The organism is Hahella sp. CR1 (assembly GCF_029813005.1).
Lineage (GTDB): Bacteria > Pseudomonadota > Gammaproteobacteria > Pseudomonadales > Oleiphilaceae > Hahella.
Genome location: NZ_JAPELK010000006.1, coordinates 174,455 through 186,850 on the forward strand (window position 1 = coordinate 174,455; position 12,396 = coordinate 186,850).

The following is a 12,396-nucleotide window of genomic DNA, read 5'->3' on the forward strand; positions in this document are numbered from 1 at the left end:
CGAATATGGAGACATAAATGAGTGAGTTTAGCGAAAGTTACCACCTGCGTACCAAGAACAAAGAAGAAGGAAAAGATTTATTAAAAAGGCTTGGTGTCCGCGGGATAGTGTTTGATGAATCCAATAACTGGGTATCAATACTGCCGGAGGGCGATTTAAATTCACAAAAAGTTAATGTCGCTGCTAACTATAGTGGTATGGTTCTGCACTATATGTTTGCTGAGGATCACGCCTGGGTTGTGAATTTGTTTTCTAATGGCGTTTTGATAAGTGCATATGTGTGTGCATGGGACCCGGAAATGTATATTGAAAAAGATAAATTAGATGTTCAACGCTTTGTCGACTTGCTAATTGATCAGGGCGATCGTGAAAAGCTGATTCAGCTATTTTCTCTGGACACATTGGACGATATTTTTAGCGAGGTGCCTGCTTATAAATTTGCTGACCTTCTCGGTATTGAGCATTACCAATGGCTGGCGGGGCATGATATACCTCGGCATGGCGAAGAAATTGTAAGAAGTAATCTTGGAGCTGAGTTGGTTGGCTAACTGAACCTCGCTGACGCTCCGTCTGTATTGACCTAAACAAGGCCGCTCTGTAACAAATGCAGCGTCAGGACGGATAGTTCCTGGATGGGTTGCTTCTGAATAGATAGCTTCTGGATGAATAGTCATCGGGGGCGGCAGGTACTGCTCTTCCTGCATGCCCCCGACGAAACAACCCCTAATTACGGATTCAACAGCCCAGGCCAGGTGGAGCTATTCACTGGCTTGGGATAGCCGTCGTCTACTTTGTCCTGGCTGATGTTATAGCGCAGGTAGCGTTGGCCGGTCAGGAAGATGTAGCCGCGGCTGTCGCTCCATTTTACGGCGGCGGTGATTTCTTTGGCGTAGCTGCCCAGTCCCGGCCAGGTGTTGTCGTTGATCGGTTTAGGGTAGCCGCTGTCCACGGCGTCGCTGTTGATGTCGTAACGAATGTAATCGCCGTTGCTCAGGAAGAAGTACACTTTCTGATTGTGCCAGCGCAGGGCGGCTTCTATCTGGTCTTTGTAGGGCTCCAGGCCTGGCCAGGTGGCGTTGTTGATGGGCTTGGGGTAACCGCTTCTTACCTTGTCGCCGATGTTGTCGTAATTGATGTATTGACCGTTTTTGAGGAAGTAGTAGCTGGTTCCGGCGTCTTTCTGAAAGCTGGCGGTGATCAAATCCCGATATGTTTCCATGCCCGGCCAGGTCTGGTTATTAACGGCTTTGGGATAGCCGCCGTCTGACTTGTCCAGCACCTTGTCATAACGCACATACTGCTGATCATTGCGGAAAAAGTAGGCTTTGAAGGCGTCTTTGCTCAATGCGGCGTCGATCTGGAAATTATTCAGGCGCAGCGCCAATGGCGTACTGTTGATCTCCACCACATAGTCCGTGACGCCGGCGGCGGTCATATCTGGATCAGACCAGCCGCGATCCATGGAATAAACCTGATCCACTAACTCGCCGTTACGGTAGATATTCGCTGGTTTCTGCTCATCGGTATACCAGGTGAAACGCTGGGCGGTGGAGCCGTCCTCCATCAGTTTGCGCACCCCCAGATCGCCAATCAACGGCAAGCCGTCCAGGCGCCAGGAAGCGTCGATGGTCACGCCAAGATGACGTAACACGGTGGGAGCGATAGAGGCTTGCGACGGATAGCCGTAGAGTGAATTGAACTCCGTGTTGGGAATGTCCGTCACCTGTTGCGAAAACTCCGCGTTCATCGGCTGATTGGACCCGATAAAGATGGTCTTTTCCGGCTCGGTCTGATTGCCATGGCCGCAACCCACAATCGGCGTGCGACCGTGGTCCGTGGTCACTAACACCAGCCAGTTATCGGCGTTCTGATTTTGCAGGTTGGCCACTTTATCCAGAAGCTGTCCCAGGCGGCGATCAGAGTCCTGTACGGCTTTATCGTAGGCGCTGCCGAAGCAACTGGCGTGTCCTGCATGATCGGGATCGTCCAGGTGCAGGAACACAAAATCAGCGGGTGTCTGGGAGAGGGTTTGCAGCGCGCGATTGACCACTTCCTCATCATTAACGCCGCTGACCACCTCATCGATATTGGCGACCTCATTGGCGAAGAAGTTGGTGTTGATGGGCGCCCAGTTGGCGATGCTAGCCACGTAAGCGTCAGGATTGGCGTCTTTGACCCGTTTGAACAAGCCTGGGAACTCAGGATTGGCCAGACCTGCGTCATTGGAGTTGACCCCGTGCTTGGACAGCCACACTCCGGTTAATATGGTCGCCCAACCCGGCCCGCTGATCGTCGGCTGCTCCGACGAGGCGCCCTGAATACCGCCAGTGTAGGCCTTAGTGATGTTGAGCCGGTCAAAGTTGGGCGTGTTCAAGCGTTGAACCTGCTCCAGTTGCAGACCGTCAATCCCGATCAAGAGAACTTTATTATCCGCCACAGCCAAAGACGTCATCGCCAGCAGGCCAACGCCCGCCGCGCAACTCTTCCAGTTAAGCATAATCTCTCCTAGTTTTTGGGTTTATCTGGTATATACCAGCCAAAAAAGAATAGCTGCGATTGGTGACAGTGGGGTTAACCTAATATGTACTTTGTTCGGTTTTAGGAACTGGGTTCGATTCTGGGCGCTGAGTTCATTTATTGACTCAGGCGACCGACGATAGGGGCGAGCCTGTATAAGCGCCCGGCAAATGTCTAAAATTTCCCTTTTTTGAATGGTCTCCACCAAGGAATAAAAAATAATGTCAAAAGCGTCAGAACCGCTGTACTGCAGTGATGCGTGCAAGCACAAAATGCGGGTGAGGTCGTTCAGCGCTTGTCCCGTTTGCAAGCAGATATGGGATGCGCAGCAGCCGGAAGGTAGCCTTCATTATCGAAATAATGCGTGGAAGATGTGTGAGGCCTGTTCCCTGGCTAATCACTGTTGTGTGGTCTGTGGAGCTAAAGTAGATCGTTGAGTTCTCTTGTTTAAAAAGTGCTAAGTAAGAGCCGACCAAAACGGCGGGAGCAGTTAACTTCGCCAACCCGCCACTTTCACGCATAACCCTTTGGCCAGCAGTTGTGCGCTGGGGGCGCCAGTCGCTGAGCCGCCGGGTTTTTCGATGGAAACGAGCAAATGTTCTGCGCTTTGAATTAACTCCCATTCCCGCTGTGACAGATTTCTTTGCGTTTGCCCCTTCAGTTCAATGGCTCCCAAACTGCGCACGGTATTGTCATCCCTTGAAACGGCCCACAGTTGTAGCGTCGCATTCTGGGCGATGACGGGCTTTTCCACGATGTTCAAGGACAACTGGCGAGCCGCTTTGTCGACGGTCACCACCATGACCGCCTGTTCATCTGTATTCTCCATCACCGCAACATAGTTAACGCTGGGCGCAGGCGACGCCTGTTCGGGACTGATCTGTTCGGAACCGGACAGAGCAGGGTAGAGCGCAATGCACAGCGCCAACGACAGAGCGGCGGCGGAGAGGTATTTGTAGAAGCTCAATTTGCGTAATAGCTTCTCCATCAACTGACTGGGCGCATCGTTGATACTGGCGGAGATGGCTTTCCAGGTCGCCGTTTTGGGCGCTAAAGGCGCCGTCTTCTCATGCAGCGGCTGAAACTTTTCTTCCCACTGACGCACCCGTTTGGCGACGGTCTCGTCTTGGCGCATGATGGCTTCGAAGCGTTTGCGCGCTTTGCCTCGCAGTGCGCCGATGACGTAGTTTGACGCCAAACGGTCCAGAAGCTCCGGATTTTTGTATCTCAATGGCCGAGGCATTGCGCTAACCTCCCAAGACCCCGCTTCAGCCAGACTTTGACGGTATTAACGGGCTTTTCAATGTGCACGGCGATGTCTTCGCGGCTGTAGCCGTAGTAATAAGCCATGAGGATGGCGTTGCGGTTCAACACATCCAGCGATCTCAGGCAGCGGTGGATGCGGCATTTTTCGTTTGAGTTCAGTACGTCGCGCAGGGGAGAGTCGACGAGGTTCTGCTCAAGCAGTTGCTCGATCTCATCATGGCGCTCCCGGCGCGTCTGCTCCCGGTTTTCCGCTTTTAGCTTATCCAGGGCGCGATAGCGCACCAGCGACGTCATCCAGGTCATGGGTTCGCTAAGGCTGCGGCGATATTCGTCCGCCTTATGCCAGATCTGCAAAAAAGCTTCCTGCAGAACATCATTTGCTAAATCCGTGTCTCGTAAAATTATCATGGCTACTCCATTGAGCTTCGGCGCGACGCGTTTATAAAGCTGCTCCAGCGCCTTTTGATCTTTAAGCGCAATACGCGCCAACAGATTTTCCAGTTCGTCCGGGTCGAAAGTGTTTTCCATGGCACTAAAAAACTCGCCCCGACCCATGCGGAATGCGGGGCGTCCTTATTGTTGAGTCACTTGGACGACGTGATCAGGTGAGTCTGAATGCAGCGCAAGTTGAAGTGCGCTCAGATATAAACGTCGCCATCTCCATTAGAAAAACGAGCGGCCCTCATCCATCTACGACACCCAGAGAGAAAAAGTTACAGCGGCGGAAAACTTTTTCGTCCGTATATTTCTGGGAGTGGTTTTTTATTCTGCGACTCTCTGCGGGCGTTCACGTCACACTGGTGCAGAGAGGAGAAGAGGGCGCTTAAAAGGCGGTTACGGCTGCGCGACGTACCACACATTGCCGACGCCGTGGCCAGTGGCGTCGCCCTGTTGACGGTCGCCCACCCACAGGTACAACGGCTGATTCTTGTAAGCCCACTGATAAGTCCCGTCGTTGCGAGCGATCACGGTAAACGCGCCCCAGGTTTTGGCGCTCTGTTGCGCCAGAAACGGAGGCCAGCTGTCTGCGCAGGCGTCATAACAAACGGAAGCCCCGTTGCTGTCTTTCGTGAAGGTGTACAGCGTCATGCCCTGGGCGTTCGCGAACACTTGGCCGACAGAGGTTGAGACTTTGGTGACGACGCGATTAGCGCTGTCGTTAGCGGCCGTTTTGACATAGTCGCCCTGGTTGCTGGCGCTTGTGTAGGCGGCGCTGCTATAGGTTTTCTTTGCATAGTCGTCATCGCAGTAACGATCCGCTTTTCCTTCAGCGTGCGCGGCGGAAGTGAAACCAGTGAAAGCAACCATCAAGGCGGTCAGTGCGGCGAAGTTCTTCATGAGAATGTCCTTTTAATCTGTAAGTTGAATGGCGTTGTTGTGATCTCATTGATTAAGACGACGCCGACGCGGTGTTTGGATGCAAAATATTTTCTATTTCTTTAATTATTTTTTGGGGGGGATGAAGAGAGCGTGTTTGACGATGCATCGCCATAGACGCTCAGAATTAAGCTAAGGTGTAGAACGGGTTCGCCCCGCCTTCTAACGAAAGCGGGGCGGTTCCTGAATCACAGCCTGAAAGATTATTGAATCATCTGCGCGATGTGCTCAGGCAACTCAGACAGCAGAGCGAGTCTGGGGGGCGTGGTCGTCAGGTCTAAAACCTCGATATTGTCGGTGGCTGCGCCATCGGTGGTCACTTTGGGCGCGCACACCAGATACTCGACATTCTTTGCGCTGATCGCGATGCGCAGTCCATCGTCGTCAGTGCGTACGCCGGCTTCAAAGTCTTCCGCGACGCCGCGCAAGGTGAATCGCACAATGTGGTCGAGATTCAACAGTTCCAGCTCCTCTGCATGTTCGCCTTTATCGACGACGGTGCAGAATCCCGGTGAGGTGGACACTTTGACCACAGGTTGATTGTTCTGGTCCAGAAAGATGCCGTCGAAATCCTGACTGCCTTCGCGCCCGGGTGGGCTCACGTTGAAGAACGGAGCGCCTTCTGTTGCGCCGTTGTTGTCCCGCTGCTCGCCAATGACGCCCAATACCAGGACATCCACGCCATCGCCGCCATCGAAGAAGTCGCTGCCGTCCCCTGGCGTCCAGATGAAGAGGTCCTCGCCGCCATTGCCGAAGGCTCTGTCGCGGTTGTCGGCGCCTTTGCTGTCGCCGTCGACGCTGGAATTGAAGTCTTCTGTGCCGCCGATAAGAATGTCGTCACCCGAAGCGCCGAGCATGACGTCTACGCCTAATCCGCCTATCAGAATCGAGTCAACGCCGTCTTCCGCCTGCAGGACGTCCCCTGCGCGCTGGCTCTGGTTAGAGGAGCCTCCCGGCCCGCCGGGATTGAACGACAACAGCGCGGAACTTTTGGTGTTCAGATCCGTCCCCTGGATGACCGTGAAGTTCTTCTGATTGATATCGCCGCCGTTCTGGCCGTCGTTATTGTCAGGCCCTTTGCCGCCGTCGCCAGAGCTGGAACAGCCGGCCGCTGTCATCATGATAGACAAAATGATCGCGCTGCTCAGCGCATGCTTTGAGTGGTTCATACTGTATTCCTTGGTCGATTCTCGGTTCAGTGGAAGTTAACGCGTTTAACGTAAGCTGGCTGGAGCTGTGGCGGCCGTGGGCGGCAAGTCGTCCAGCGTGACTCTGACGGGAGGAGACTGGGAGATGTCATAGACTTCTATTTCGTCGCCGGACCGCGAAGGGCACACAACAAACTCTGTATTTTTCAAATGAACCGAGATTCTCAAGCCGGTATCCAACGTATCTGGATCGATATTGGGATCGGCTGCGATGGCCTCGTCGAAATTATTGGCGGGGCCTGTCAGGATAAACTGAACCAGATGATCGAGGTTTAGTTCGCTCATGCCCTCAGTGGACTTATCCAGAATTCGGCAAAAGCCGGGAGTTTGTTCAATCCTCAGTTCTGGAAGGCCTACGCTGGGGTTGATGAAAATGCCGTCGAAATCCTGGCTTCCTGGCGTGCCGGGAGGACTAACGTTAAAGAAAGGGGCCAGGTCCGTATTGCCTTCATTATCTTGGGACTCGCCAATCAGGCCGATAACCAGAATGTCCTGGCCTTCGCCGCCGTCGAAGAAGTCATTACCGTCGCCCGGTGTCCAGACGAAAATGTCATTGCCCTTGCCGCCGAAGGCGCGGTCGCGGTTAAAGCTGTTGAAGTCCTCGGTGCCGCCGATGATGATGTCATCGCCGTCATTGCCGAAGAGCACATCAATACCCAGACCGCCGATCAGAATGTCGTTACCGTCCGTGCCGTAAATCTGATCGCCAAATTGCAGGCTTTGGTCGCCGCCGCCATTAGAGCCGCGGTTGGCGGAATAGAGTTGGTTGATGGCGGCGTTTGCGCCTTTGTTGGAATTGAGGTCGTTGCCAATGACGATGTCCGCCCGCGCATTCAGCGCTCCTCCCAGTAGGGAGAGGGAAACGGCGGTCGCCAAACATGTTTTCGACAGGTTCATACATTTACCCTTTAGTGTTGTTTAAATCGTGCTGTTTGAATCAAGATCATCGATTGATGTCGGGTGTTGACGGCCGTCATCACCTTTACGACACCGAAGGAAAAAAAGTTACAGCTGGGAAAGTGTTTTCTTGGACGCGCGGTTCCGATTAGGTTCGCTTAAGCGTCCGTCGGTTAAGTTGGGTCTAAGCGCTGGCGGCTACTTCAACGCCAGCGCTAGCGAGGAGAGAAGGGCGCAGTTTGCGTCCTGTCTCTGTTGCTTGCGGCCTACCTCTATGGCTTAGCGGCGAACCACACATCGCCGACGCCATGGCCAGTCGCGTCGCCTTGCTTGCGATCGCCCACCCACAGATACAGTGGTTGATTTTTGTACGCCCACTGATACGTGCCGTCTTTGCGAGCGACTACGCTGAATTCGCCCCAGGTTTTCGCGTCCTGCTTCGCCAAAAATGGGGGCCAGCTATCCGCGCAGCCGTCGTAGCAGGCGGACACGCCGTTGCTGTCTTTAGTGAAGGTGTACAGCGTCATGCCCTGAGCATTCGCGAATACTTCGCCAACCGATGTGGAAACTTTGGTGACCACGGTGGTGGGCGCGCTGGCGACGGTGGACGTTTTGACAAAGCCGCCGGTATTCCCGTATCCATCGCCATAACCATTAGAAGCGCCGTAGTTATAGGAACCCGCGCTGGCGGAGGTTTTAACGTTGTAACCTGGTTTGTCGTTATCGCAGTAATCACCCCGATCCGCTTGCCCTTCAGCATTAGCGATAGAAGTGAAACCAGTAGCGATCAGAAGAGCGGTCATTGCGGCGAACTTTTTCATGGGTCTGTCCTTTTAAAACTGTGTGTATGTGGTCGGGCCTGAAGACCCTGTATTTCGATCTCGTAGATAAAGACGACGCCGCTTTGGGATTTGGATGCAAAAAAATTAAAAAAATTTCGACGACTTGTTTTTCCTGCTCTTCATTCCCGTGTTTATCTGCAAACTCTGGTGAATCGAAAGTAATCGTTAGAGTTGAAAAAATAGATCCGCCGGCCAATATGTGACCGCCCGCGCCATCGCTAATCTGTCAGCAATGATTTCAATAAATTCGCAATATCGATGGATGGAAAGGAGCGTTCAAATGAGCACGCAAAGAGACGTTTTCTCGCAGTGGTTAATGGAGCTTAACAACCAGTGGGGGCTGACCTGCCTGGCGTTGGATGCAAGCAATCAATGTCACCTGTTATTGGATGATCATGAACTGTCTTTCGGCCTGAGCAATGACGAGCAGGAGTTGTCGCTATGGTCGCCGGTGGCGTCCGCCGAGTCATTCCTGGGGAATGCAGAACGGCTGACCGAGCTTTTGGTTATGAACTTTAATGACGACTCCCTGGTAGGCTCAACTTTCGCTATGGATAACGGCCGCTCCCGTCTTTTATTATGTTTCCGTGTCCCAATCAAAGGGCTTGACGCTCATTCTCTAGGTAATGTCCTGCGGAACTTTGGCGAGACCATCAGTCATGTTGAAGGCGAGTTATTGGTGTTAGCGAATAGGGGAGTTGAAAGCAGCGAGTCTGCAGGCTGCTTTCCCTATCTCAGAGCCTAGGGCCGACCAAGCCCTTCGGCAGACATGCGCGCAGCCGGTTATCCTCTTCAGGGCGTTACCCGACAATACTGCTTATCTATGCCTCCGTGAACCAGTCTCTCTAAAACTTAATGGACTAAATACACGGATGGCTGTATAAAAACACAGTGAAAATAATGCTGACGAGGAACTGGTTATGTATCGAAAAACGGCGTCAATTAGTGAGCATCAATAAGCATGGGAACAGCCATCAAAGACGTATTTAATCTGACGCTAGTGAGCGAGATTGCTGCGGAGCTACACCGCGCCCATACTCCGTTTGATGCAACAGCCTTTGTCGCGCATTCTATGGACGGTTTGGACAAGTTGGAGCTCACCGGCCGGGCCGCACATATTGCGGATGCCCTGCACAAGTATCTGCCTAAGCCATTTTCTGACGCGGCGGCAGTCATCGAAGCGGCGCTTGGCCCGGAGTTACCCGCAACCGGTGAAATTGGTCTAATTCAGCTTCGCTACATGCCGCATCTTGCTTTTGTCCAGAAATATGGCCTTGATGATTACGAGGCATCCATTCGGGTACAGGAGGAGCTGACCAAAAGGTTTACCGCCGAATTCAGCATCCGCGCCTTTCTGGTGAAGTATCCTGAGCGCACCTATGCCCAGATGCTTGCATGGACAGGCCACGAAAACGCACACTTGCGCCGACTTGCTTCTGAGGGCGTCCGCCATGGGCGCCGCACTTACACGCTTATCAGCAAGACCCGCGTCCTGTCCTGGACATATTGGAGCGGTTAAAAGACGATCCCATACTTTATGTGCGCCGCTCCGTAGCGAACAATTTGAACGACATTGCTAAAGACCATCCCATGCTGACCATTGAGACCTGCCGGCGCTGGGCTGTAGATGCGTCTGAAGGCCGCACCTGGATTATTCGCCATGCTCTGCGTTCATTGGTCAAGGCCGGTAATAAGGACGCAATCTGCATTCTGGGCGGAACCAAGAATCCTTCGGTGCACATAGACGACATATCCATCACGCCTCAGCGCGTCTCGCTGGGGGAGGCCGTGCGTCTGTCTTTTGAAATGAAAAGCACCGCACCCGAGGCGCAGCGCTTACTGATCGATTATGCCGTGCACTTTGTAAAAGCTAACGGCGGAACCCGGCCAAAGGTCTTCAAACTGCGTACTCTTACCCTGCAACCGAACGAAAAAACCATCCTCAACGCCATAGTGTCTTTCGCGAAATTGAAGACACGCCGCCATTACCCTGGGCGTCACCACATCGATGTCCTTATTAATGGCGAGCCCTATCCGCTTGGTGATTTCGAGCTGACTCCGTGAGGGGGGAAGCTACTGGCAGGCTGTACAAATTGGTTGACATGTTAGGATGCTCGTCCTATTTTTGATGTGTCTAGGACGCATGTCCTAAATTGTGGCGTGACTTGATAGACCACATCTTTCAATAAGAGTGGGTCGGTCAAATCGCCGCCGCTGTTAACGTTATTCTGTTTGGCGGTCATCAAGACAATGAGCAATCTCACCACGCGCGAGCTGATAGTGGAAACAGCCGATCAGCTGTTCTATCAGCAAGGTTTTGAGCACACTTCTTTCTCGCACATCGCCGGCGCTATCAGTATTTCGCGAGGCAATTTTTACCACCATTTTAAAACCAAGGATGAAATCCTGGACGCAGTGATTCAGCTACGTCTGGCCAAGACGCAAAAGATGCTGGATCAGTGGGAGACGGAAGGTAAACATCCGCGAGAACGCATCCAAAGCTTCATTCAGATTCTGGTCATGAATAAGAAGGACATAAAGCGCTACGGCTGCCCGGTCGGCACGCTGTGCTCAGAGCTGGCGAAGCTGAACCATGGTTCCCTGGTTGACGCCAATGCTTTACTCACGCTCTTTCGAACATGGTTGCGCAAGCAGTTCGTGTTGCTGGGCCGCGAGGCGGACGCGGATCAGTTGGCCATGCATGTGCTGGCCTTCAGCCAGGGCGTCGCCACTCTGGCGAATGCGTTCAAAGACGAAAAGTTTATTAAAAACGAAGTTAATCAGATGCTCGACTGGTTGAAGCGATGCGAGGAAAACCTGAGGTCCTCTGAATCTGCTTCCGCGCCGAAGCCAACAGGAGAAAAATAACTGATGTTTATCGTACTGCTGAAATTTTCAAACAATAAAAGTCAGGCTGGCCAGTACCTGTCAGGTCACAAAGACTGGATCAATCAAGGCTTCGACGATGGCGTCTTTCTTCTGGTTGGAAGCCTTCAGCCCAGCTCCGGGGGCGGAATATTAGCGCACAATACCTCTCTGGCGGAGCTGCAGGAGAGAGTCAATGCGGACCCTTTTGTGGCTGAGGATATTGTCGCCGCGGAGATCATTGAAGTAGCGCCTTCCAGCGCCGATGCGCGTCTGCAGTTTTTGATGAATTGAAAACACTTGTTTCCAATTTTCAGATTTTCAGACCTACACAAGGATAAAGATTAATGTCCGTTACGATAGAAAGTGCAGAGAGCAAACCTCGTTGCAGCTGGAGCCAGACGCCGGATTTTCATGCGTACCACGACAATGAATGGGGCTTCCCGGTGAGAGATGATTTTCGTCTATTCGAGAAGCTCTGTTTGGAGAGTTTTCAGTCCGGTCTCAGTTGGAGATTGATTCTCGCCAAGCGGGAAAACTTTCGCGCCGCCTTCCACCATTTTGATTTCAATAAAGTAGCCGCGTTCACGGAAGAGGACGTTAATCGATTACTCAAAGATGAAGGCATCGTGCGCCACCGAGGCAAAATCGAAGCCGTCATCAACAACGCCAAATGCGCCCAGGCGCTGGTGGAGAAAGAAGGCTCGTTGGCGACGTTCATCTGGCGCTTTGAACCCGTCCACGACCAACGCCAAAAACCACAGACCGCCTCAACCTCCCCAGAATCCGTCGCCCTGTCGAAAGCACTCAAAAAAATGGGCTGGAAGTTCGTCGGCCCAACCACCGTATTCGCATTCATGCAGGCCATGGGACTGATCAACGACCACGCGGAAGAATGCGCTGTCAGGGCGGAAGTGGAACGCTCACGAGAGATTTTTCAGAGGCCTTGAGTTTCTTTTCCTTAAACATGAATATTGCCAAACCCACCTTGGCTAATGACCCAACACCATGATCACCCCCACCGCCATTCTCATACACGTCAACGATATCGAAGCAGGTTTGGCCTGGTACAAGAAGGTTTTTCCGGCTGCGCAGGAGCGTTGTGTGGACGGGTTTCGGTATCTTGATGTTGAGGGTTTTCATCTTGAGATTGTCTGGGCGGATGCAAAAGTGTCTGCAGGAAAAGCGGGGACGGTGTTGTATTGGTCCGTTGCGAATCTGGCGGATGAGATTGAGCGGTTTTTGGCCTTGGGATCGATGGTTTATCGTGGGCCTATGCAGATTGAAAACGGGTTGGGCATGTGTCAGGTGACGGACCCGTTTGGTAATCTCATAGGCCTGAGAGGACCTTATTCTGCGTCCTGATTTTTCAGGTTGTTGCGCACCGATAGGCTGACTCTTCTCAGACGAACTCAAGCCAGCCT

Annotated in this window: 15 protein-coding genes; 8 read left to right on the forward strand and 7 right to left on the reverse strand. The window is 52.8% G+C overall.

What is annotated here, in order from left to right:
• Nucleotides 1–17 precede the first annotated feature (17 nt).
• On the forward strand, nucleotides 18–548 hold the full coding sequence (locus tag ONV78_RS16355) for a hypothetical protein (protein WP_279504672.1): 531 nt from the start codon (nucleotides 18–20) through the stop codon (nucleotides 546–548).
• A gap of 179 nt (nucleotides 549–727) precedes the next feature.
• Here the strand turns inward: ONV78_RS16355 and ONV78_RS16360 are convergent, their stop codons facing one another.
• From ONV78_RS16360 to ONV78_RS16390, 7 genes are all read right to left on the reverse strand, one after another.
• Complete coding sequence (locus ONV78_RS16360) at nucleotides 728–2,497, reverse strand: hemopexin repeat-containing protein (RefSeq protein WP_279504673.1); 1,770 nt, start codon at nucleotides 2,495–2,497, stop codon at nucleotides 728–730.
• A gap of 510 nt (nucleotides 2,498–3,007) precedes the next feature.
• On the reverse strand, nucleotides 3,008–3,760 hold the full coding sequence (locus tag ONV78_RS16365; protein ID WP_279504675.1) for an anti-sigma factor: 753 nt from the start codon (nucleotides 3,758–3,760) through the stop codon (nucleotides 3,008–3,010).
• Nucleotides 3,745–4,311: a sigma-70 family RNA polymerase sigma factor gene (locus tag ONV78_RS16370; protein ID WP_279504677.1), complete on the reverse strand. Its 567-nt coding sequence runs from the start codon at nucleotides 4,309–4,311 to the stop codon at nucleotides 3,745–3,747. Before ONV78_RS16370 ends, ONV78_RS16365 begins: the two co-directional genes overlap by 16 nt.
• A 306-nt stretch (nucleotides 4,312–4,617) precedes the next feature.
• Entirely contained in the window at nucleotides 4,618–5,121 is a 504-nt protein-coding gene (locus tag ONV78_RS16375; RefSeq protein WP_279504678.1) for a hypothetical protein, read from the reverse strand.
• A 242-nt stretch (nucleotides 5,122–5,363) separates the two neighbouring features.
• Nucleotides 5,364–6,329, reverse strand: coding sequence for a hypothetical protein (locus tag ONV78_RS16380; RefSeq protein ID WP_279504679.1), 966 nt, complete (start codon nucleotides 6,327–6,329; stop codon nucleotides 5,364–5,366).
• Between the two features lie 45 nt (nucleotides 6,330–6,374).
• Nucleotides 6,375–7,265, reverse strand: a complete 891-nt coding sequence (locus tag ONV78_RS16385) for a calcium-binding protein (RefSeq protein ID WP_279504681.1) — start codon at nucleotides 7,263–7,265, stop codon at nucleotides 6,375–6,377.
• 272 nt (nucleotides 7,266–7,537) lie between these two features.
• Nucleotides 7,538–8,086: a hypothetical protein gene (locus tag ONV78_RS16390; RefSeq protein WP_279504684.1), complete on the reverse strand. Its 549-nt coding sequence runs from the start codon at nucleotides 8,084–8,086 to the stop codon at nucleotides 7,538–7,540.
• A 301-nt stretch (nucleotides 8,087–8,387) separates the two neighbouring features.
• Here ONV78_RS16390 and ONV78_RS16395 point away from each other — a divergent pair, with 301 nt between their 5' ends.
• From ONV78_RS16395 to ONV78_RS16425, 7 genes are all read left to right on the forward strand, one after another.
• Entirely contained in the window at nucleotides 8,388–8,852 is a 465-nt protein-coding gene (locus tag ONV78_RS16395; RefSeq protein WP_279504685.1) for a CesT family type III secretion system chaperone, read from the forward strand.
• 216 nt (nucleotides 8,853–9,068) lie between these two features.
• Nucleotides 9,069–9,626 (forward strand): hypothetical protein, encoded by a 558-nt coding sequence (locus ONV78_RS16400; protein WP_279504687.1) that lies wholly within the window; start codon nucleotides 9,069–9,071, stop codon nucleotides 9,624–9,626.
• Nucleotides 9,627–9,697: 71 nt separating this feature from the next.
• On the forward strand, nucleotides 9,698–10,171 hold the full coding sequence (locus ONV78_RS16405; RefSeq protein ID WP_279504689.1) for a hypothetical protein: 474 nt from the start codon (nucleotides 9,698–9,700) through the stop codon (nucleotides 10,169–10,171).
• Between the two features lie 186 nt (nucleotides 10,172–10,357).
• A complete protein-coding gene (locus ONV78_RS16410; RefSeq protein WP_279504690.1) occupies nucleotides 10,358–10,975 on the forward strand; it encodes a TetR/AcrR family transcriptional regulator in 618 nt (205 codons plus the stop codon).
• 3 nt (nucleotides 10,976–10,978) lie between these two features.
• Nucleotides 10,979–11,266 carry a hypothetical protein gene (locus tag ONV78_RS16415; protein WP_279504692.1) on the forward strand — a complete coding sequence of 96 codons (288 nt, stop codon included), beginning with the start codon at nucleotides 10,979–10,981 and terminating at the stop codon, nucleotides 11,264–11,266.
• A gap of 53 nt (nucleotides 11,267–11,319) precedes the next feature.
• Entirely contained in the window at nucleotides 11,320–11,922 is a 603-nt protein-coding gene (locus ONV78_RS16420; RefSeq protein WP_279504694.1) for a DNA-3-methyladenine glycosylase I, read from the forward strand.
• A 58-nt stretch (nucleotides 11,923–11,980) separates the two neighbouring features.
• Nucleotides 11,981–12,337, forward strand: a complete 357-nt coding sequence (locus ONV78_RS16425; protein ID WP_279504696.1) for a VOC family protein — start codon at nucleotides 11,981–11,983, stop codon at nucleotides 12,335–12,337.
• Nucleotides 12,338–12,396: the final 59 nt, after the last annotated feature.

Excerpts from the sequence above, each read along its gene's own strand:
- ONV78_RS16415 (WP_279504692.1), top strand. The coding sequence starts at position 10,979 with ATGTTTATCGTACTGCTGAAATTTTCAAACAATAAAAGTCAGGCTGGC.
- ONV78_RS16365 (WP_279504675.1), bottom strand. The coding sequence starts at position 3,760 with ATGCCTCGGCCATTGAGATACAAAAATCCGGAGCTTCTGGACCGTTTG.
- ONV78_RS16360 (WP_279504673.1), bottom strand. The coding sequence starts at position 2,497 with ATGCTTAACTGGAAGAGTTGCGCGGCGGGCGTTGGCCTGCTGGCGATG.
- ONV78_RS16405 (WP_279504689.1), top strand. The coding sequence starts at position 9,698 with ATGCTGACCATTGAGACCTGCCGGCGCTGGGCTGTAGATGCGTCTGAA.
- ONV78_RS16385 (WP_279504681.1), bottom strand. The coding sequence starts at position 7,265 with ATGAACCTGTCGAAAACATGTTTGGCGACCGCCGTTTCCCTCTCCCTA.
- ONV78_RS16420 (WP_279504694.1), top strand. The coding sequence starts at position 11,320 with ATGTCCGTTACGATAGAAAGTGCAGAGAGCAAACCTCGTTGCAGCTGG.
- ONV78_RS16395 (WP_279504685.1), top strand. The coding sequence starts at position 8,388 with ATGAGCACGCAAAGAGACGTTTTCTCGCAGTGGTTAATGGAGCTTAAC.
- ONV78_RS16375 (WP_279504678.1), bottom strand. The coding sequence starts at position 5,121 with ATGAAGAACTTCGCCGCACTGACCGCCTTGATGGTTGCTTTCACTGGT.
- ONV78_RS16380 (WP_279504679.1), bottom strand. The coding sequence starts at position 6,329 with ATGAACCACTCAAAGCATGCGCTGAGCAGCGCGATCATTTTGTCTATC.
- ONV78_RS16400 (WP_279504687.1), top strand. The coding sequence starts at position 9,069 with ATGGGAACAGCCATCAAAGACGTATTTAATCTGACGCTAGTGAGCGAG.
- ONV78_RS16410 (WP_279504690.1), top strand. The coding sequence starts at position 10,358 with ATGAGCAATCTCACCACGCGCGAGCTGATAGTGGAAACAGCCGATCAG.
- ONV78_RS16390 (WP_279504684.1), bottom strand. The coding sequence starts at position 8,086 with ATGAAAAAGTTCGCCGCAATGACCGCTCTTCTGATCGCTACTGGTTTC.
- ONV78_RS16370 (WP_279504677.1), bottom strand. The coding sequence starts at position 4,311 with ATGGAAAACACTTTCGACCCGGACGAACTGGAAAATCTGTTGGCGCGT.
- ONV78_RS16425 (WP_279504696.1), top strand. The coding sequence starts at position 11,981 with ATGATCACCCCCACCGCCATTCTCATACACGTCAACGATATCGAAGCA.
- ONV78_RS16355 (WP_279504672.1), top strand. The coding sequence starts at position 18 with ATGAGTGAGTTTAGCGAAAGTTACCACCTGCGTACCAAGAACAAAGAA.